Raw genomic sequence first — 18,136 nt, forward strand, 5'->3', positions numbered from 1 at the left:
CGCAAAAAGAGAACAAGGCCAACTATTCGTTAACAACGCCACGCTGGACGCCATATCGAGGGGGTAACGCGTAAATGAGGCCATAGCGCAGGATCGGTACAGCGCTGTGAGTGGGGTAGGTCATCATCATCAAACTCAAACCGCCAAAACCTTTGAAAAATTGCTTGTCCTTAAAATTATCTAAATATTTTTTCTGAACAAATGTCGGATTGCGTAAGATTTCCTAGTTAGGTAGGGATATTTAAAACATCAAGTGTTAGTTTATATAACAAGTAATTCACATTTTTTTAAATGGTTAAAGATCCAAAGAAGAGGGGGGTTCCATTGATCTCGTTTCAACAAGTAGAGAAGCATTACGGCGACTTTCATGTGCTCAAAGGAATCAATCTTCAAATCAAACAAGGTGAGGTCGTCGTCGTTGTCGGACCGTCCGGATCTGGGAAAAGCACGATGTTAAGGTGCATTAATCGATTGGAAGCGATTACAAGTGGAGAGCTTATCGTGGGGGATTATAAAGTACATGATAAGAAAACTGACATTAACGAGATGCGCCGGGATATCGGGATGGTGTTCCAGCATTTCAACCTGTATCCCCACAAAAAAGTCATCGACAACATTACGCTGGCACCGATCAAGGTGCGCGGTATGGCGAAGAAAGAAGCCGAAGAGATCGCGATGTACTACCTTGAGAAAGTTGGCATCCAGGATAAGGCACAGAGCTTTCCATCCCAATTGTCGGGGGGACAGCAGCAGCGTGTGGCGATTGCAAGGGGACTTGCGATGAAGCCGAAAATTATGCTGTTTGACGAGCCTACCTCCGCACTGGATCCGGAAATGGTAGGTGAAGTGCTCGATGTCATGAAGACGCTGGCACACGAAGGCATGACGATGGTCGTCGTCACGCACGAGATGGGTTTCGCCAGAGAAGTGGCCGATCGCGTCGTGTTTATGGACAAAGGCCAAATCGTAGAAGAGGCGCCTCCAGGCGAATTCTTCTCTAACCCTCGCGAGGAAAGAGCGAGACTGTTTTTGAATCGGGTTTTAAATCATTAAACATATAGAGGGGAGCAAGATCAATGATGACAAGAAAATGGATGATGAGCTGTTTCACGTTTATGTTGGCTATGGTTTTCGTAATATCGGGGTGTGGAAACAACGCCAAAACTTCGGGGGGGGCGTCGAGCACGCCAGCGGGCAGTCCAGCTGCAAGCACCGCTCCAAGCACAGCTAAGCCGGCAGGCGGCGCTTCCGTGCTGGATGAAATCAAAAGCAGAGGCAAGTTGGTTGTAGGCGTGAAGTACGATACGAAGCTGTTCGGTTTGAAAAACCCAACCGGCGGTGAAGTGGAAGGCTTCGACGTTGATATTGCTAAAGCGTTAGCGAAAGAAATTCTCGGTGACGAGAAAAAAATCGAGCTGAAAGAAGTAACGTCCAAGACGCGGATTCCGATGCTCGATAACAAAGAGATCGATATGATTGTCGCTACGATGACAATTACCGAAGAGCGTAAGAAACAAGTTGAATTCTCCGATGTTTACTTTAAAGCAGGTCAATCTCTGCTCGTGAAAAAAGGAAGCCCGATTAAGAGCATAGCTGATATCAAAAAAGGCACGAAAGTATTGGCTGTTAAAGGCTCCACTTCCGTTAAGAATATTAAAGAGAAAGCGCCAGATGCAACGGTGCTGGAATTTGATAACTACCAGGATGCATTCAGTGCATTGAAAGCGGGTCAAGGCGAGACGCTGACGACTGACAATGCTATTCTGTACGGCATGATGGCGCAAGATAAGAACTTCGAAGTGGTAGGCGAGCCGTTCACGGATGAGCCATACGGCATCGCGATGAAAAAAGGCGAAACGACATTGCAGACAGCTGTGAACGATGCGCTGAAAAAGCTGCAGTCGAACGGCGAGTACAAAAAGATCTATGAAAAATGGATTGGCCAGGCGCCATCCAAATAAAAGTTCATGATGGGTGGCTGCCGCCACCCATCTTCTGTATATGAGGGGGGAGCACATGCCGGATATCTCGATATTTACCGACTATTTCAATCTCTACATGAAGGGCTTCGGCAACACGATCTTGTCAAGCGTTATCGCGCTGATCGGAAGCTTCGTATTGGGTACCGTCATTGCGGTTTTCCGTATCACATCGGTAAAGCCGCTGAATTGGATCGGTACGGCCTATGTAGAGTTTATACGTAACATTCCGCTGTTGCTTGTTGTGTTTGTATTTTTCTACGGATTGCCCTCGGTAGGCATTACGATGAGCGGGTTCGTCTGTGGTACCGTAGGCCTTACCGTCTATACGGCTTCATTTATCGCCGAAGCCATCCGTGCAGGCATTATGTCGGTACCCAAAGGCCAATCGGAGGCGGCGCAGGCATCGGGCTTGACCTACATCCAAACAATGTGGCACGTCGTGCTGCCGCAAGCGGTCAAAATCGTCATTCCGCCGCTGAGCAACCAGTTTATTAACCTCGTTAAAAATTCATCGGTGCTCGGCGTATTTGCCGGTTTTGATCTGATGTACTTCGGCGACCAGGTCGCAAGTGAGACGTACGTGACGTTCGATACTTACATCTTTGTCGCTTTGCTTTATTTGGTGCTGACGCTTCCGCTCAGCTATGCAGCGCTGCGTTTGGAGCGCAAGCTGGCCCGGACAGGCTGAAACCGTGAATCTGCGCCATACTTGGGGGGGAACGAATGGACTTTATACAAGCTTTTTCGCTGGATAACGTAAGGTTTATTTTGGAAGGCTTTTACATGACGCTGAAGGTAGCTTTTATCTCCATTGTGTTAAGCTTTGTGGTAGGATGTATCGTAGGCACGATTCGTTACACGAAGATGCCTGTCATTTCGCCGATTTTGGGTATACTTGTAGAACTTATCCGAAATTTGCCGCTCTTATTGATTATATTTTTTACGCGATTCGCTTTACCGGACATTGGGTTAAAGCTCGATGCCATGAACTCGGCCATCGTGGCGTTGACGCTGTTCGAAGGGGCGATGATTGCGGAGATTGTGCGAAGCGGACTCAACTCCATCGACAAAGGCCAGATTGAAGCGGCTCGTTCTTCAGGTCTTAGCTATGTGCAAACACTATGGCACATCGTGCTCCCGCAAGGGCTGCGCCGCATGGTGCCGCCGCTTGTGAGCCAATTCATTTCGCTGCTCAAAGATACGTCCCTGGCGGTTGTGATCGCATTGCCGGAGCTGATGAATCATGCGAAAATTGTGATCGGGCAAAGTTTTAGCTATACAATTCCGGTTTTGCTGCTGGTGGCAATACTATACTTCGCAGTCAATTATGCGCTATCCCTGGCAGCACGCAGATTAGAAACAAGACTGGTTTAAATCCAAAAGAGAACTCGGAGGAGATAAGAGTCTTTTGAGACTGCTCGTCCTGAATTTCCTTCGGTTTTGAGGATTTAGTAAAGGAGTCAGAAATGGAGCAGTTAAGTGTAGAAATGATGATCTTCGTCATCGTCGGCGGTTTCCTGGCGGCCTATGTGGATTCTGTCGTTGGGGGAGGGGGGCTGATTGCGGTTCCCGTTCTGCTGGCGACAGGAATGCCTCCGGCGGTTGCGCTTGGTACCAATAAACTGGCGAGCACGATGTCTTCTCTGACGAGCACGATATCTTTCATGCGGTCAGGACACGTGGATGTGAAGGCGGTGCGAGGCTTATTCGTCCTGTCGCTGCTGGGAGCCGTGAGCGGCACCATGGTGCTGCGCCAAATCCCTTCGGACTTTTTGAAGCCGCTTGTCGTCGTCATGCTCGTCGTGATTACCATCTACACGATCATGCGCAAAAGTTGGGGCGAAAGATCGACATTTAACCAATTCTCCACGAAGACGGCTTGGCTCATGGGGATTGCCGCATTCGGACTCGGCTTTTATGACGGATTCTTTGGACCGGGAACCGGTTCTTTTCTTATTTTTACCTTTCTCATGCTTGGATTCGATTTCGTCAAAGCGGCGGGAAACGCCAAGGTGTTGAACTTCGGCAGCAACGTTGCGAGCTTGGCCACCTTCATGGCGCTAGGCTCGATTCATTATGGGATCGGCATTCCGATGGGGCTCGCGATGATTGGCGGCTCTTGGCTCGGATCACGCATGGCGATTCGCAAAGGCGCCGCTTATGTCAGGCCGTTGTTCCTGAGCGTTTGTGTGCTGCTGATCGGTAAGCAAATCTGGGATTTGCTGTAACCTGATGAAATTAGACCCTACTTGATTTACAATAGATGTACAATAAGGGGGTGAGGTGCTGGGACGCTTCAAGCATGAAGGCTTTCAAATGATGCTCGTCGCGATCATAACCGCCATTGCAGGCGAATTCAAATATACTCCTTTTAGCGGCGAAGTATTCCGTATCGCACTGGGCGCCAGTGCCTTCCTCCTCTGTCTGCTTTTGATGAGGCACCTGCCTTATGTGTACACAGGTATTATTACAGGAATTACGGTGCTTCTGTTCCGAACGGCAGAGGATAGCATTTTCTCGGCAGGCATGTTTTCGCTCAGCGGAAGTTTGAAAATCCATTTGTCAGCTGCCTTATATTACATCACTTATGGAATAGCCATGAGTCGGATTCAGGAAAAATGGCACGAGTTTCATCCTTTTCTGCTGGGGGCATGCTTCTCAGCCATAGACATTGCATCAAATGCAGTGGAGCTGTTCGCAAGAACTTTGATTTTCGACACTCCCTTCAAGTATTTGGAGCATTGGATGATCCTAACGGTGTCAGCCGTCGTCCGGAGCTATTTTGTGGTCGGCATCTACAGCAGCGTCACGATCAGTCAGATGCGGGTCCTTCACAGCGAGCAGCAGAAGCGTATTGAGCAGATGCTGAATACGAACAGCGGCTTGTATGGGGAAGTCTTTTACCTGCAAAAATCAATGGACACGATCGAGCAGATCACAGCCAAAAGCCATAATCTGTATGAAAAAGTGAACGGCTCGGGGCTCAAAAGCTACTCACGCACCATCTTGGAAATTACACAGCAAATTCACGAAGTGAAAAAAGATTCTCAGCGCATTCTCGCCGGACTGCTGAAGCTATTCGATCGCGATATCGCCTCCGAGATGAGGCTGGCTGAGGTGATCGAATTCGCCGTCAAATCGAATCGGGGCTACAGCGCCATGCTGGGCAAAGAGATCGAATTTCATTGTGAATTACGAACAGATTATATGACGAATCATTATATTCCGCTTTTAACTGTGCTCAATAATCTTGTAGCCAATGCCGTAGAAGCGATTGAGGTGCAAGGCAAGATTCTTATCCGCGCCTATGAACAGGGCGATATGACCGTTCTGATTGTATCGGACACGGGGACGGGTATCGCCGAGCAGGCCAGGGGGATGATTTTCGAGCCTGGCTTTACGACCAAATTCAATCAGGAGGGCTTCGCCGCCACAGGGATAGGCCTCTCCCATGTTCGTGATATTGTCCACGCTTTGGGCGGAGACATACATTTGCAGTCTGGCGAGCAGACTTCTCAGACTACCTTTATCATTACGTTGCCCACCGATACGTTGAAAAAAGGAGCGTAGAGATCATGCTGTCATTCGGAATTGTCGACGATGACGCGGTGAGCAGACTGATGCTCCAGACGATCATCGAAAAAGCCGGGCTTGGCGAAGTCGTAGGGACGGCCGGAAGCGGAACCGAAGGGGAAAAAGTGCTTTTGGAAACGTCTCCGGATGTCGTGGTTATCGATCTGTTGATGCCGGACCAGGATGGGATCGAAACGATCATCCGTCTGAAAGAACGCGGTTTCCAGGGGAAATATGTGATGATTTCCCAAATCGAGAATAAAGAAATGATCGGCAAGGCATACCAGGCCGGCGTTGAATTTTATATCCAAAAGCCAATCAATAAGATCGAAGTCGAAGCGGTGCTCTCCAAGGTCAACGAGCAGTGGAAAATCAGCCGTTCCTTGAATGAAATCAAGGAATCGTTAACGAAGCTGAGTCTCCTAGGGGGTACAGGGCTTGAAACCGCCCGGAAAAAGCGCACCACCCGTGAGATCATGCAGCCCATTCTCATGGATATGGGGATCGTTGGCGATAGCGGCAGCAGAGATTTGATGGAGATCATCGAGCACTTGATTCGCTATCATAAAGCGGACGGGATCCCGCCGCTCAAGGAGTTGTATGAAATAGCCGCGCGAGCGACAAAGGTTCATGAAGCCGAAGTGGAGAAGGAAGGCAAGGCGGTCGAGCAACGCATTCGCCGTACCGTTATGGTCGCGCTGACGAATATCGCAAGCATCGGGCTGACCGACTACAGCAACCCCAAGTTTGAGCACTATGCGCCGCTTTATTTTGAATTCCAGGATGTAAGGTTGAAAATGAAAGAAATCGATGAGAACGAGAAGCCTGAGAAAGGCAAGGTTAACATTAAAAAGTTCCTTCAGGTGCTCTATCTCGAAGTGATGGATAAAATGCGAAGCGAGCAATAGCGCGTAGGCTAGACTGAACGCCGGTTGCAGAGGCGCAGCTTGCTGTGATATATTGGTAATTAACATTTAATGAGAGTTTAAAAAGTCCGCTTTCAGAACCGAGAAGGTTGGACGATATTCGGAGAAGGAGGAACGGAGCGTAGTGATGTGCTACGTGAGTACCGGACTTCCCGAATTCGTTCAAGATTCGATGTCGAATCATCTTCCTGAGCACCATCGTTATCAAAGTGGGCTTTTTAAACATCATCTAAAGGGAGGTGAAGGTAGGATGAATTTTGAGTTGGTAAACAACCGTGTGAGCCAGTTACCTATTGCGATGGCTGGCATCGTTCATGCTTTTGGCAAATACGCGAGAAGTCTGTCCATTTTTGCTCATACGGTATTACCACTCGAGAAAAGACGCCTACCTTAACCTCAGACGGATGCATCCGAAAGGTCGTAGGGAATTTTCCTGCGGCCTTTTTGCGTTGTTAGTTTCGTTTTCGAATCCGGGTAAAATTAGGGATAGGTTCTTCGATTAATAGGAGGATCCTAAACGATGTTAATTATTAATAGCCAAAACGTTAAAAAATACCACGGTGCCCAGCTTGTCTTAGAAGATGTTACTTTTGAAATTCATCAAGGCGAGCGAGTGGGGCTCGTCGGCCGCAACGGAAGCGGCAAATCGACGCTGCTGCGCTTGATTTCGAAGATGGAGAAGCCTGATGAGGGCCTGCTTACCGTCCGCAAAGATACGCGGATCGGGTATTTGGCCCAAATTCCCGAGGAGTGGGAAGCGGGCACGGTCTACGATGTGCTTGCCGCGAGCTTTCGCGATGTGCGGGAATGCCGCGCCAAAATGGCGGAGCTGGAGCAGCGGATGTCCGATCCCGATGCGGCAAGCCAGCGAACGCAGCTGGATCTGCTGCTGCGGCAGTATGCGCAGCTGCAGGAGCGCTTCGAACGCGAAGGCGGCTACGAGCTGGACGCGAGAATCGACCAGGTGACGACGGGGCTGCGTATCGCCCGGGAGTTCTACGACCGGCCTTTCGCCTCGCTGTCGGGCGGCGAGAAGACGAAGATTGCCCTTGCGTCTCAGCTGATCGGCAAGCCCGATTTACTGCTGCTGGATGAGCCGACGAATCATCTGGATTTGTTCGGGGTCGAATGGCTGGAAGAATTCCTCGGCAAGTATGAGGGAGCTTGTTTGATCGTTTCACATGACCGTTACTTTCTGGATCGTGTCGTTACGAAGGTCGTGGAGCTGGAAGACGGCGAGTCATCAACGTATCATGCCCATTACACCGGCTATATGAAGGAAAAAGAAGAAAGACTGCTTCAACAATTCGCTGATTATCAAGAGCAGCAGAAGAAGATCAAGAAGATGAAAGAAACGATCAAGCAGTTAACCGAATGGGGCCGCATCGGGGGGAATGAGAAGTTCTTTCGCCGGGCGGCATCGATGCAGAAAGCGCTGGATCGGATGGAGAAGCTTAAGCGGCCTGTTCTGGATCCGAAGGCGGCTGATTTTGATCTAAGGCCGGACGACCGCTCCGGCAAGAGAGTGATCCGCTTCGAAGACGTGAGCAAACGTTACGGCTCGAAGACCGTGCTTCACCAAGCGAGCGGTCTGCTGGAATATGGCGAGAAGGTGATGCTCGTCGGACACAACGGCTCCGGGAAAACCACACTGCTGAAGCTCATTCTTGGGGAGGAGCAGGCAGATGCAGGCGCTATGGAGCTGGGCGCTCGGGTAGACGTTGGTTACCTGGCGCAAGAGGAGTATCCGGCCGACCAGAAGCAGACGGTGCTGGATTATTTCCGCGAGGAAGCGCGAATGGAAGAGGGAGAGGCTAGAGGACGTTTGGCATCCTATCTGTTCTATGGCGCCGATGTGTTCAAGCCGGTCAGTCAGCTATCGGGCGGTGAATGGACGCGGCTTCGACTAGCGCTGCTCGTGCTGCGGAAGCCAAATCTGCTCATCCTTGACGAGCCGACGAACCATATGGACATCGTATCCCGGGAGGCGCTGGAGGAAGCGCTCGAAGAGTTTCCCGGCACTATTCTGGCAGTGACGCACGATCGTTATTTCATGAATCGGCTTTCCCGCAAAATATGGGAGCTCGACGGCGGGCGAATCACGGTCTTCTTAGGCAACTTCGACGACTACAAGGAGAAGAGCAAGCAGCTTCGCGGCATGGAGGCGAAGAAACCTGCCGCTGGCGTTCCAACGAAGCGAGTGGCCGAAGCTGCTCCGGAAGTGAAGCGTGCTAAGCCGCAAGCGGAACCGGCGCGCGAGAAGCTGGAGAGGCAAATCGCTAAGGAGGAAGAAAGGTTAGCCGGTTTGGACCGGCAGCTTCAAGCGCTGGGAGATGGCGCAGAAGCTCAAGAGCTAAGCCAACTATGGATTGAGCGCGAAACGGTTCAGGCTCAGCTTAATTCGCTTTATGAGCATTGGATGCAAGTTGAGGAACATTTGGACGAATAGTTACGTTCTGCCTGATGATTCGGAATTGGTAGGGCTGCATATAATGTGAATCGAAATGTAAATAATTACTACAAGACAATAGCCCTCAAATTAGATACCCTAATCTATACTATTCAACAACAAGGAGTGCATCATGAATTCGCAACAAGCCAAGAAACAAGCTCCACCAATCAATGAGCGTTTTAGCAAGTCCGGCTTCATTTTAGCCGCTATCGGCAGTTCCGTAGGTTTAGGGAATATGTGGAAATTTCCTTACATTACAGGAAAGTACGGCGGTGCCGCGTTTTTCTTATTATTCATCATCTGTCTCATCATTGTCGGTTTACCGATTTTATTGGCTGAGATGACTATTGGCAGAGGCGGTCGGGGCAATGCTTCGGTCTCGCTGGTGAATTTGACGGGCAAAAAATATTGGGGTGCCTTCGGTCTGCTTTCGATTCTAACCGCTTTTATGATTATGTCCTATTATGCGGTAGTAGCGGGATGGACACTGCACTATACGCTGGAGTCATTTACAGGAGTCTTATTTCAATCAGGTTCGGATTATAAGGATAAATTTCTGTCCTTCGCTTCCGGATATTGGCCATTATTCTGGCAGGCAGTCGTGATGCTCGTTAGCGGCTGGATCATTGCCAGAGGGGTTTCCGGCGGGATTGAGAAGTTTAATAAAATATTAATTCCCGGCTTTTTGATCATTTTGTTGATATTGATGTTCCGTTCGTTGACACTCCCTGGTGCTGCGGAAGGCGTCTCCTTCTTCTTAAAACCGGATTTTTCTAAGCTGGGCGCGGAGTCAGCGCTTATTGCATTAGGACATGCGTTCTTCTCTTTATCATTGGGTATGGGATGCATGCTGACTTATGGGGCCTATGTGGATAAAAAGCAGTCTTTAGGCGGTGCGACGCTGGCCATCGGATTCGGCGATTTGGTTTATGCCTTTATTGCAGGATTGGTCATTTTCCCGACTGTGTTCTCTTACGGCCTTAAGCCGGGAGAGGGCGTAGGCCTTGCCTTCATGGCCTTGCCGGCTGCGTTCTCTCAGATGCCGTTCGGCGCCTTCTTTGGCGGATTGTTCTTCCTGCTGCTTGCGATTGCGGCGCTGACCTCCGCGATTTCGATCCTAGAAGTTCCTGTCGCCTACGCGATGAGCAAATGGAACTGGAGCCGCCCCAAAGCGGCCATTTACGTCTCCGTACTCTGCTATCTGGTCGGCGTTCCGGCGGCTTTGTCGGTCGGAGGCGTGCTGAGTCCCCTGCAATTGGGAGGCAAAGGGATTTTCGACTGGATGGATTTTATCACCTCGTACATTCTGATGCCGCTTGGCGGACTTATTGTCACTCTATTTACAGGGTATGCTTGGAAGCGCGCAGGAGAAGAGGCGGGTCTTACCGGCTTTTGGTACCGGGCGTGGATGGTTCTGCTGCGTTTCATCGCACCGGTCCTCATCGTTCTTGTGTTCTTATATTCGGTAGGAATCATTAAGGTGTAAGTTTATTTATAGAAAAAATGGAAAACCACTCTCTTTAGGGCGGTTTTTTTCAATTCTTGCGAATCAACTTGCCATAGTTCCGACATAGTACTTGGCAGTGCGCTGTGATAAGCTATAGGTAATTTAGAAGGAGGCGATGTGAGTGATACAAGTATTTCCGGCTGAAACGCGCAGTACGATGGATCTGGGATGGCTGACAAGCCGCCGGAGCTTTTCGTTTGGCGATTATTTTGATCCTGAGAATACGAGTTTCGGGGTTATGCGTGTATGTAATGATGATGACATTACGGCAGGTCGAGGGTTTGGGCCGCATCCGCATAGCGATATGGAAATCGTTAGCATCGTGCTCAGCGGGCAAATCAAGCATGAAGACAGTCTTGGCCATGTTGCCATTACGGCGGCCGACGGCGTACAGCGAATGACTGCAGGCACAGGAGTTGTACACGGGGAGTACAATGCTTCTGACACGGAACCGTTAAGTCTGCTGCAGTTGTGGTTCATGCCGGCCAAGCGGGGATTAGAGCCGTCTTTTGAAAATGTAACCTATATTCCTGAAGCGATGCATAATGCGCTGCTGCCTGTCGTGACACCGGAAGGATCTGAGCATGCAGCCAAAATTCATCAGGATATGAGCATTTACTTGAGCCGTTTGGAAGCTGGAAATGAGCTGACGTTCCGTCAGGGCGAGAACCGTCGAATATTCCTTTTTGTGATTAGCGGCAAATTGTCGGTAAATAATACCGTTCTTGGTGCGAAGGATACGGTCCGGATGGAAGCAGAGGCGAATGTCTCTTTTGCAGCCATAGAGAACGCTCACTTTATGTTAATCGATCTGCCATGAGGAAAGGGGCTTGGAGATGAAAGAAACATTTCTGGTCAAACATGCCGTCGGGGGCCGATCCTTTATTGATACGGCAAAGCAGCCGCTCCCTTATGCGTTTAAGCAGGACGGAGACAACTGGGTTTTCAAGGTTCAAACGGCGAAAAGTGAAATTATTGATGAGTTGTTGAAATGGAAAGATGAGCTGAATGTCTTCGTTTTTCAGGTGTTTGAGAATGAACCTACGCGAAAAGTATGGTTCTATGTTAATGAAGGGCCTGTTTATTACGATGAAGCAAGCAGTCATTTGGTCATTGTAGCACAGTCCCGAATCGAATATATACCGGACCAATTTAGCGATCAAGTTAGCCAACTATAGGGGAGTCGTGAGCTGATGAAGGCGATTCTAGTTACGGCGTTCGGCGGGCCGGAATTCATGGCCTATCGGGATATCGAGATCCCGCAGGTCCAATCGGGCCAGGTGTTGATCCGTGTCGAGAAGACAAGCGTCAATTTTGCCGATATTAAATCCAGATATGGGAAAAAGGGAGCCTCGCTCCCTTTTATTCCAGGGCTCGATGCCGCAGGCGTCATTGAAAAAGTTGGCGCTGAAGTCGGGCATCTGAGCGTGGGGCAGCGGGTCATCGCTTTCCCGAGCAAGGGGACTTATGCGGAATACGTCGTGGCTGATGCCAATCTGACCTTCGCGCTGCCGGAAAGCATCGATTTCGATACAGCCGCGGCTTGCCCTGTGGTGTCTTTTACTTCTTATAAACTGCTGGCCGATGTTGCCAGGCTCGAACCCGGCGAGACCGTACTGATTCATGCTTCTGCTGGCGGCATCGGTACGACGGCGATCCAACTGGCGAAACTATTAGGCGCGGGCAGTGTCATCGGTACCGTAGGCAATGCGAATAAAGCTGCCGCTGCGCTTAAAGCAGGTGCCGATCATGTCATTTGTCTGGATCAGGAGGATTTTGCTGCAAAAGTCAATCAATTGACCCATGGCGCGGGAGCCAATGTCATTCTTGATTCCATCGCAGGGGCGATTTCTGAAAGAAGCCTGCTGTGCCTGGCTCCATACGGCCGACTGGTTCATTTTGGCAATTCCAGCGGCGAAGCGGGCCATTTCAAGACGCAGGATTTGCACGCCAGCTGCCGCTCGGTACTTGGATTCAGTTTCGGTACGACGCGTGCGCAGCGTCCGCACCTCTTGCAGAACACCGCGGAGCGCGTGCTGAACTACATCAGTGATGGCCGGTTGCAAATGAACATTGGCAAGCAGTTCGAACTGAAAGATGCAGCTCGGGCGCATGAATGGGTGGAAAGCAGGCGAAGCACAGGCAAAGTGCTGTTAAATGTCCAATCATAAAGGTATCTATGATGACATTAAGTATCCGCCGTTGACGTGCAGAGTCTGTCCCGTAACATACCGGGAATCATCACTCGCTAGGTAAACGAAGGTCGGAGCAACCTCGAAGGGCTGGCCTGCACGCTTCATCGGCGTATCTATGCCTAATGTGATAAGAAACTCTACGGGGAATGTAGAAGCAACCAATGGTGTCCAGATTGGACCGGGGGCCACGGCGTTAACCCGGATTCCTTGTTCGGTAAGGGATTGGGCTATGGAACGAGTGAATGTAACGACGGCTCCCTTGGTTGACGAATAGTCTATCAAAAACTTTTGACCTTGGTATGCCAGAATGGAAGCGGTGTTGATGATCGAGCTGCCATCCTTCAAATAAGGCAGAGCCGCCTGTACCATAAAGAATATAGAGAAAATATTCGTCCGAAAGGTTTGCTCCAGCTGTTCCTCCGAGATATCGAGAATACTCGATTGCGGGAACTGGATCGAAATATTGTTAACGACAATGTCCAACCTCCCGAACTGCTGCAAGGTTTGTTCAACAACAGCAAGGTTGGCGGCTTTAGAGCGAAGGTCCATAGGCAGAGCCAGGCAGCGGCGACCTAGCTGCTCGATTCTGGCCCGGGTTTCGTCCGCATCCCGGTGCTCATTTAGATAAGCGATCACCACATCCGCGCCTTCTTTGGCAAAGGCTACTGAGACAGCGCGACCTATGCCGCTGTCCCCCCCGGTAACGATGGCGACACGGTCTTGCAACTTTCGGCTTCCTATATAGCCGGGATTCTCAAAGATAGGTCTTGGTGTCATCAGATATTCCAAGCCAGGTTGCTGTGGTTGCTGTTGGGGAGGAAAGGAGAGGGGTTCTTCCTGGCACTTCAATTGCTTGCCGAAATAGGGGTACATAGGATAGTTATCCATTTGCCGCCTCCGAATGGAAATTTATGGTCATTATAACTGTATTCAGCGTGAGCCCAGTTGGTTCGCAGGAGCCAACGATTACATCGATTGGAGTACACATATGAAAGATCCGGATCGACTACTTGAGGAAGCGGTATCCTTCATCGAGGAGTGCTATAGAGAGTTAGGCAAGGGTAGGGGTGAAATAGAGACCCGCCTTGATGAAATTAACCGGCATATACGCGATAAAGGATATTATGAACACACCGTCCAGGAGCTCCAGCATGGCGCGAAAATGGCGTGGCGCAACAGCAACCGCTGCATCGGAAGATTATTTTGGGAAACGCTGAAGATTCACGATGCGAGGCATATTGAAACCGAAGAGCAGATAGCGGAGGCGCTATTTCAACATATTGAAACAGCTACGAATGGCGGAAAAATTCGTCCCGTCGTTACGATTTTCCCGCCTGCTCATGAGCCTGGGCTTGGAGTTCGCATTTGGAACGATCAACTCATTCGCTATGCAGGCTATGAGACGGAAAATGGCAGGATTGGCGACCCTGCGTCACTCCAGGTGACGAAGCTTTGCCAATCGCTTGGCTGGAGAGGAGCGGGCACTCATTTTGATGTGCTGCCGCTTGTCGTGCAGCTAAGGGATCGGGTGCCGCGATTATTCGAAATCCCGGAGCATTTGGTCATGGAAGTTGATATTTCACATCCGGACATGACGGCTTTTGAAGATTTGCACCTGAAGTGGTACGCAGTACCGATCGTGTCGGGCATGCGTCTCGAAATCGGCGGTATCGATTACCCGGCGGCTCCTTTTAACGGGTGGTACATGGGGACGGAGATTGGAGCGAGGAACTTTGCGGATACAGCGCGATACGACATGCTGCCGCGCGTTGCTTCCATCATGGGTCTGGACACCCGGAGAGCAGCATCGCTTTGGAAGGATAAAGCACTTGTGGAGCTGAATGTTGCGGTGCTGCACTCCTATCAAAAGCAGGGAGTGACGATTGTGGATCATCATACTGCGGCCCAGCAATTTATGCGATTTGAGGAGAGGGAACACAAGAGCGGTCGCGCCGTGACGGGCGATTGGTCCTGGTTAATCCCGCCGCTTTCTCCCGCGACGACGCATATTTTTCACAATACTTATCAGAATGAAGTGAAGACGCCGAATTTTTTTTACCACGATTCCTGAGATATGAATGGGGGCATGCCGTTTAATTCCCCTAGCCTTCGATATAGTGGACTTATAAATGCAAAAGAAAGTAGGGAACGGTCATATGTTGCAAGATCATGTACACAAGCGTCATATGGAGCAGCTTAAGCTGTTGAAGGATATTTTGGATGAGACGGGCTTGCCGACGAATCTGCTGGAGAAATCTGAGGCGATTCCGCTTCATGTGCTTATGGCCGGATTTCAAGAGGATAAAAAAGGGCGGGACCGGTTTTTGCATTTCAGCTTCCTGCCCCTGGATGAAGAAGAAACAGCAGCAATCCACCTGCTGCAAATTTACAGCACACTGCCTTTCCATTTGAAAGAGGAGCGGCGTGATGCAGCGGCAGCCGTGCTGCTTGAGATCAACACAAGGCTGCCTATCGGTCACTTCGGCATCAACGAACAAAATGAATTGCATTACCGCTACGTATACAGTGTGTCAGCTGCGAATTTGTTCGACAGTGAAGAAATACTGGATATTCTCAGCCTCTTCGTCTACATGTGCGATATGTTCGCTGAACCTGTTGAGCTTGTTGCCAGCGGGGAAGCGGATGCGGGTGAAGTGCTGCAATCAATCAGATAAAGTGTGAAAAAATCCCGATTTCAGCGGAAAGATGATCGGGATTTTTTGTCACCTGAGATAAGGATTATTTTGGAAAAAATGATTATTATTCACTTTTTGTTTCATCGCAAACGAATGTGATGAAATGATTATTGTTGTTATTAATTCCATATTTTAGAATAAATCAGAGCGCTGCTGATGCGCTTAGAATCCTGCTAGCAAAGAGTCTGCAGCAATGGTCATATTCATTTTCGGAGGAGGTTGAATAATTCGGTTGTTTGCAAACGCAACAAAATTTATTGAAAAGGATGATCATTTTGATGAAAAAACGAGCAGGTTACGTTTTATCCTTGGCATTAGTTTTATCCGTATTCGCTTCTCTTCCTGCACAAGCGGCAACTACTGTAAGCACTACCATCGTAGTGCCGGCTGGTACGGAATACGACGGTAAAGGCCAAACTTTTGTAGCGAATGCAAGCACATTGGGCGACGGCAGTCAAGCTGAAGGGCAAAAACCGGTTTTCAGATTGGAGGCCGGTGCGACATTGAAAAACGTTATACTCGGCGCTCCTGCCGCTGATGGCGTACACTGCTACGGTAACTGCACGATTTCGAACGTAACTTGGCAAGACGTGGGAGAGGATGCATTGACTCTCAAATCTTCTGGAACCGTTAACATTACGGGCGGCGGCGCATATAAGGCATACGACAAAGTGTTCCAAATCAACGCGGCCGGCACGATTAATATTAAGAACTTTAAAGCTAACGATATCGGAAAATTGGTACGCCAAAGCGGCGGTACGACTTATCAAGTAAATATGACTTTGGATAGCTCCGATATTTCTAATGTGAAAGATTCCATCTTCAGAACGGACAGCAGCATCAGTCAAGGCAAAATAACAAACACCAGATACTCCAATGTTCCGACGTTGTTCAAAGGCTTCGCGCCTGGCAAAACCAGCGCATCCGGTAATACGCAATATTAATATAAAATCATTCAAACGAACCTGTTGAGTTTAACCCAACAGGTTCGTTTGTTCGATCGACGAGCGTGCCGGCTCAAGCTTTAATGCTGCGCATCGGCTTCAGGAAGAACCATATCGGTTCTTCCTATATGCTCCATATAATCGATCCCCCAATCTCCGAGCATCTGCAAGACGGGAATCAGTTTTTGACCGATGGGAGTGAGCGAATATTCCACTTTCGGCGGAACCTGACGGTAAATCTCGCGATGGATTAATCCATCGCTTTCGAGATCCCTTAGCGTATTGGTAAGCATGGACTGGGTCACGTCAGGTATCGCTCTATGAATCTCGCTGAATCGCCTTGCGCTGTCATGCAGCAGCCATAAAATAATCACCTTCCATTTTCCCCCGATTAAACTTTGTGCAGTAAACATGGGACATTTTAAAAAATTATCGCCGTACTTCGCCACGAATATTCCTCCAATACTATGGTTTTTGATAGTATCTATTAAAAATAACAGTACTTGTGCATTTTTTGAGTATCAATTATTCTACTATTGTAGCAAATTAACAACCGCAGCGCATAGGGTGGCGCGGAGTAAGTAAGCTTTTTTTTTAATAATCTTGTAATCGATTTGATTACATGATACTTCGAGGAGGGATTCTATGAAAAAACGTATTGCTTCCAGCATGTTAGCCGGATTTCTTGTAACTTCTTCAATTCCCGCATTCGCATCCGATGCAGCGACGGGAATCAACATTGTGATCGACGGGCAAAAGGATATCTATGCAGATACTCCAATTTTGCAAAATAATCAGGTTCTGCTGCCGTTAAGAGCCATTGTAACGAAACTGGGTTTTCAAGATGATAACGAACATATTGTCTGGAATGCAGATGAACAAAGCGTCACCCTCACTAAAGACAAAAAGAAAATTTATATCCGTCTGGGCAGTCAGGAAGCAACTGTAGGCGATAAAGCGGTCCAACTGCCGGCGGCTCCAATTTTATCTGAAAGCGGAAAAACGTATGTTCCTGCGGAGTTTATCAAGCAAATCACGGGCAAGCAGGTAACATGGGACGCTTCAACCCAATCAGTACTCATTGCAACCAGCAATAAGGAAAAGGCGACCGCGGTTTTGAAAAGCTTTGAAACCGGAGATCCGGCAGCCATGGAGCAATGGATCAGCCCAGACAAATACATTCAGCATAATCTTGCCTTTCCAAGCGGAAGAGAAACGGTGATCGGAGCAATCAAACAATTAAAAGGTGCAGGCGTGACGTATGACATCAAAAGAGTAATCGAAGACGGCGATTACGTTGCCGCTCATGCTGAGGTTAACCTTTTCGGTTCCAAAAAAGCGGTGTTCGATATTTTCAGATTTGAAAACGGAAAGATCGTCGAGCATTGGGACAACCTTCAAGATATAGGCGTACCTAATCCTAGCGGTCATACGTTAGTTGACGGAACGACAGAGATTTCGGAAACGGATAAAACAGAAGCGAATAAGGCGCTTGTCGAAAAATTTGCCGAGGATGTTTTCTTAGGCAAGAATCCCGCAGCATTTGCCACCTACTTTGACGGAGATAACTATATCCAGCATAACCCTATGATAGCTGACGGCGTTTCGTCCGTGATGAAGGCATTTCAAGAATTGGCTAAGTCGGATGTTAAGTTCAGTTACGATAAGATTCACAAAGTCATCGGAGAGGGCAATTTTGTTCTGGTTGTTGGGGAAGCAAGTTCAAACGGTACTTCAACTGCAGTTTACGACCTTTTCCGGGTGGAGAACGGAAAGATCGCCGAGCATTGGGATATCATAGAGACGATCCCGCCGAAGGATCAGTGGAAAAATGCAAACGGAAAGTTTTAAATCATGCCTG

The 18,136-nt window shown here is 49.0% G+C and carries 19 protein-coding genes; 17 read left to right on the forward strand and 2 right to left on the reverse strand.

The genetic code is table 11. The annotated features are described in order from the left end of the window. Positions 1–324: 324 nt before the first annotated feature. The 13 genes from ICC18_RS04785 (at position 325) to ICC18_RS04845 (ending at position 12,611) form a co-directional block, all read left to right on the forward strand. Positions 325–1,053 (forward strand): amino acid ABC transporter ATP-binding protein, encoded by a 729-nt coding sequence (locus ICC18_RS04785; RefSeq protein WP_188173253.1) that lies wholly within the window; start codon positions 325–327, stop codon positions 1,051–1,053. Positions 1,054–1,076: 23 nt separating this feature from the next. Continuing rightward, on the forward strand, positions 1,077–1,961 hold the full coding sequence (locus ICC18_RS04790; protein ID WP_282559196.1) for a glutamate ABC transporter substrate-binding protein: 885 nt from the start codon (positions 1,077–1,079) through the stop codon (positions 1,959–1,961). 55 nt (positions 1,962–2,016) lie between these two features. Beyond that, a complete protein-coding gene (locus ICC18_RS04795) occupies positions 2,017–2,670 on the forward strand; it encodes an amino acid ABC transporter permease (protein WP_188173254.1) in 654 nt (217 codons plus the stop codon). Positions 2,671–2,705: 35 nt separating this feature from the next. After that, complete coding sequence (locus ICC18_RS04800; protein ID WP_188173255.1) at positions 2,706–3,356, forward strand: amino acid ABC transporter permease; 651 nt, start codon at positions 2,706–2,708, stop codon at positions 3,354–3,356. 92 nt (positions 3,357–3,448) lie between these two features. Beyond that, positions 3,449–4,210: a TSUP family transporter gene (locus ICC18_RS04805; protein ID WP_188173256.1), complete on the forward strand. Its 762-nt coding sequence runs from the start codon at positions 3,449–3,451 to the stop codon at positions 4,208–4,210. 55 nt (positions 4,211–4,265) lie between these two features. Next, positions 4,266–5,552, forward strand: coding sequence for a sensor histidine kinase (locus ICC18_RS04810; protein ID WP_312029485.1), 1,287 nt, complete (start codon positions 4,266–4,268; stop codon positions 5,550–5,552). 5 nt (positions 5,553–5,557) lie between these two features. Further along, on the forward strand, positions 5,558–6,463 hold the full coding sequence (locus ICC18_RS04815) for a response regulator (RefSeq protein ID WP_188173257.1): 906 nt from the start codon (positions 5,558–5,560) through the stop codon (positions 6,461–6,463). A gap of 268 nt (positions 6,464–6,731) precedes the next feature. Further along, entirely contained in the window at positions 6,732–6,875 is a 144-nt protein-coding gene (locus ICC18_RS04820) for a hypothetical protein (RefSeq protein ID WP_188173258.1), read from the forward strand. 126 nt (positions 6,876–7,001) lie between these two features. Beyond that, complete coding sequence (gene abc-f, locus ICC18_RS04825; RefSeq protein WP_188173259.1) at positions 7,002–8,930, forward strand: ribosomal protection-like ABC-F family protein; 1,929 nt, start codon at positions 7,002–7,004, stop codon at positions 8,928–8,930. 133 nt (positions 8,931–9,063) lie between these two features. Then, on the forward strand, positions 9,064–10,419 hold the full coding sequence (locus tag ICC18_RS04830; RefSeq protein WP_188173260.1) for a sodium-dependent transporter: 1,356 nt from the start codon (positions 9,064–9,066) through the stop codon (positions 10,417–10,419). 142 nt (positions 10,420–10,561) lie between these two features. Continuing rightward, the gene (locus ICC18_RS04835) at positions 10,562–11,260 is read left to right on the forward strand and encodes a pirin family protein (RefSeq protein WP_188173261.1); all 699 of its coding nucleotides are present in this window, start codon (positions 10,562–10,564) and stop codon (positions 11,258–11,260) included. Between the two features lie 16 nt (positions 11,261–11,276). Further along, complete coding sequence (locus ICC18_RS04840) at positions 11,277–11,618, forward strand: hypothetical protein (protein WP_188173262.1); 342 nt, start codon at positions 11,277–11,279, stop codon at positions 11,616–11,618. A gap of 15 nt (positions 11,619–11,633) precedes the next feature. After that, positions 11,634–12,611: a quinone oxidoreductase family protein gene (locus ICC18_RS04845; protein ID WP_188173263.1), complete on the forward strand. Its 978-nt coding sequence runs from the start codon at positions 11,634–11,636 to the stop codon at positions 12,609–12,611. Between the two features lie 6 nt (positions 12,612–12,617). Here the strand turns inward: ICC18_RS04845 and ICC18_RS04850 are convergent, their stop codons facing one another. Then, complete coding sequence (locus ICC18_RS04850; protein WP_188173264.1) at positions 12,618–13,523, reverse strand: SDR family oxidoreductase; 906 nt, start codon at positions 13,521–13,523, stop codon at positions 12,618–12,620. Between the two features lie 100 nt (positions 13,524–13,623). Between ICC18_RS04850 and ICC18_RS04855 the strand changes: the two genes are divergently transcribed. The 3 genes from ICC18_RS04855 (at position 13,624) to ICC18_RS04865 (ending at position 16,275) form a co-directional block, all read left to right on the forward strand. Further along, entirely contained in the window at positions 13,624–14,706 is a 1,083-nt protein-coding gene (locus tag ICC18_RS04855; RefSeq protein WP_188173265.1) for a nitric oxide synthase oxygenase, read from the forward strand. Positions 14,707–14,764: 58 nt separating this feature from the next. Continuing rightward, positions 14,765–15,310 carry a YbjN domain-containing protein gene (locus tag ICC18_RS04860; RefSeq protein WP_188173266.1) on the forward strand — a complete coding sequence of 182 codons (546 nt, stop codon included), beginning with the start codon at positions 14,765–14,767 and terminating at the stop codon, positions 15,308–15,310. 299 nt (positions 15,311–15,609) lie between these two features. Next, a complete protein-coding gene (locus ICC18_RS04865) occupies positions 15,610–16,275 on the forward strand; it encodes a pectate lyase (RefSeq protein ID WP_188173267.1) in 666 nt (221 codons plus the stop codon). A gap of 80 nt (positions 16,276–16,355) precedes the next feature. Here ICC18_RS04865 and ICC18_RS04870 read toward each other — a convergent pair whose 3' ends face one another. After that, on the reverse strand, positions 16,356–16,688 hold the full coding sequence (locus ICC18_RS04870; protein WP_188173939.1) for a winged helix-turn-helix transcriptional regulator: 333 nt from the start codon (positions 16,686–16,688) through the stop codon (positions 16,356–16,358). 232 nt (positions 16,689–16,920) lie between these two features. On the opposite strand from ICC18_RS04870, the gene ICC18_RS04875 reads away from it, so the two are divergent. Further along, entirely contained in the window at positions 16,921–18,126 is a 1,206-nt protein-coding gene (locus ICC18_RS04875; RefSeq protein ID WP_188173268.1) for a stalk domain-containing protein, read from the forward strand. Positions 18,127–18,136 lie beyond the last annotated feature (10 nt).

Origin of the sequence: Paenibacillus sedimenti (assembly GCF_014534655.1) — a bacterium.
Lineage (GTDB): Bacteria > Bacillota > Bacilli > Paenibacillales > NBRC-103111 > Paenibacillus_E > Paenibacillus_E sedimenti.

What these genes read in the sequence shown, in the direction of transcription:
- ICC18_RS04840 (WP_188173262.1), top strand. Translation starts at nt 11,277, where the DNA reads ATGAAAGAAACATTTCTGGTCAAACATGCCGTCGGGGGCCGATCCTTT.
- ICC18_RS04820 (WP_188173258.1), top strand. Translation starts at nt 6,732, where the DNA reads ATGAATTTTGAGTTGGTAAACAACCGTGTGAGCCAGTTACCTATTGCG.
- ICC18_RS04815 (WP_188173257.1), top strand. Translation starts at nt 5,558, where the DNA reads ATGCTGTCATTCGGAATTGTCGACGATGACGCGGTGAGCAGACTGATG.
- ICC18_RS04830 (WP_188173260.1), top strand. Translation starts at nt 9,064, where the DNA reads ATGAATTCGCAACAAGCCAAGAAACAAGCTCCACCAATCAATGAGCGT.
- ICC18_RS04850 (WP_188173264.1), bottom strand. Translation starts at nt 13,523, where the DNA reads ATGGATAACTATCCTATGTACCCCTATTTCGGCAAGCAATTGAAGTGC.
- ICC18_RS04805 (WP_188173256.1), top strand. Translation starts at nt 3,449, where the DNA reads ATGGAGCAGTTAAGTGTAGAAATGATGATCTTCGTCATCGTCGGCGGT.
- ICC18_RS04795 (WP_188173254.1), top strand. Translation starts at nt 2,017, where the DNA reads ATGCCGGATATCTCGATATTTACCGACTATTTCAATCTCTACATGAAG.
- ICC18_RS04790 (WP_282559196.1), top strand. Translation starts at nt 1,077, where the DNA reads ATGATGACAAGAAAATGGATGATGAGCTGTTTCACGTTTATGTTGGCT.
- ICC18_RS04800 (WP_188173255.1), top strand. Translation starts at nt 2,706, where the DNA reads ATGGACTTTATACAAGCTTTTTCGCTGGATAACGTAAGGTTTATTTTG.
- ICC18_RS04875 (WP_188173268.1), top strand. Translation starts at nt 16,921, where the DNA reads ATGAAAAAACGTATTGCTTCCAGCATGTTAGCCGGATTTCTTGTAACT.
- ICC18_RS04870 (WP_188173939.1), bottom strand. Translation starts at nt 16,688, where the DNA reads ATGTTTACTGCACAAAGTTTAATCGGGGGAAAATGGAAGGTGATTATT.
- abc-f (WP_188173259.1), top strand. Translation starts at nt 7,002, where the DNA reads ATGTTAATTATTAATAGCCAAAACGTTAAAAAATACCACGGTGCCCAG.
- ICC18_RS04845 (WP_188173263.1), top strand. Translation starts at nt 11,634, where the DNA reads ATGAAGGCGATTCTAGTTACGGCGTTCGGCGGGCCGGAATTCATGGCC.
- ICC18_RS04865 (WP_188173267.1), top strand. Translation starts at nt 15,610, where the DNA reads ATGAAAAAACGAGCAGGTTACGTTTTATCCTTGGCATTAGTTTTATCC.
- ICC18_RS04860 (WP_188173266.1), top strand. Translation starts at nt 14,765, where the DNA reads ATGCAAAAGAAAGTAGGGAACGGTCATATGTTGCAAGATCATGTACAC.
- ICC18_RS04855 (WP_188173265.1), top strand. Translation starts at nt 13,624, where the DNA reads ATGAAAGATCCGGATCGACTACTTGAGGAAGCGGTATCCTTCATCGAG.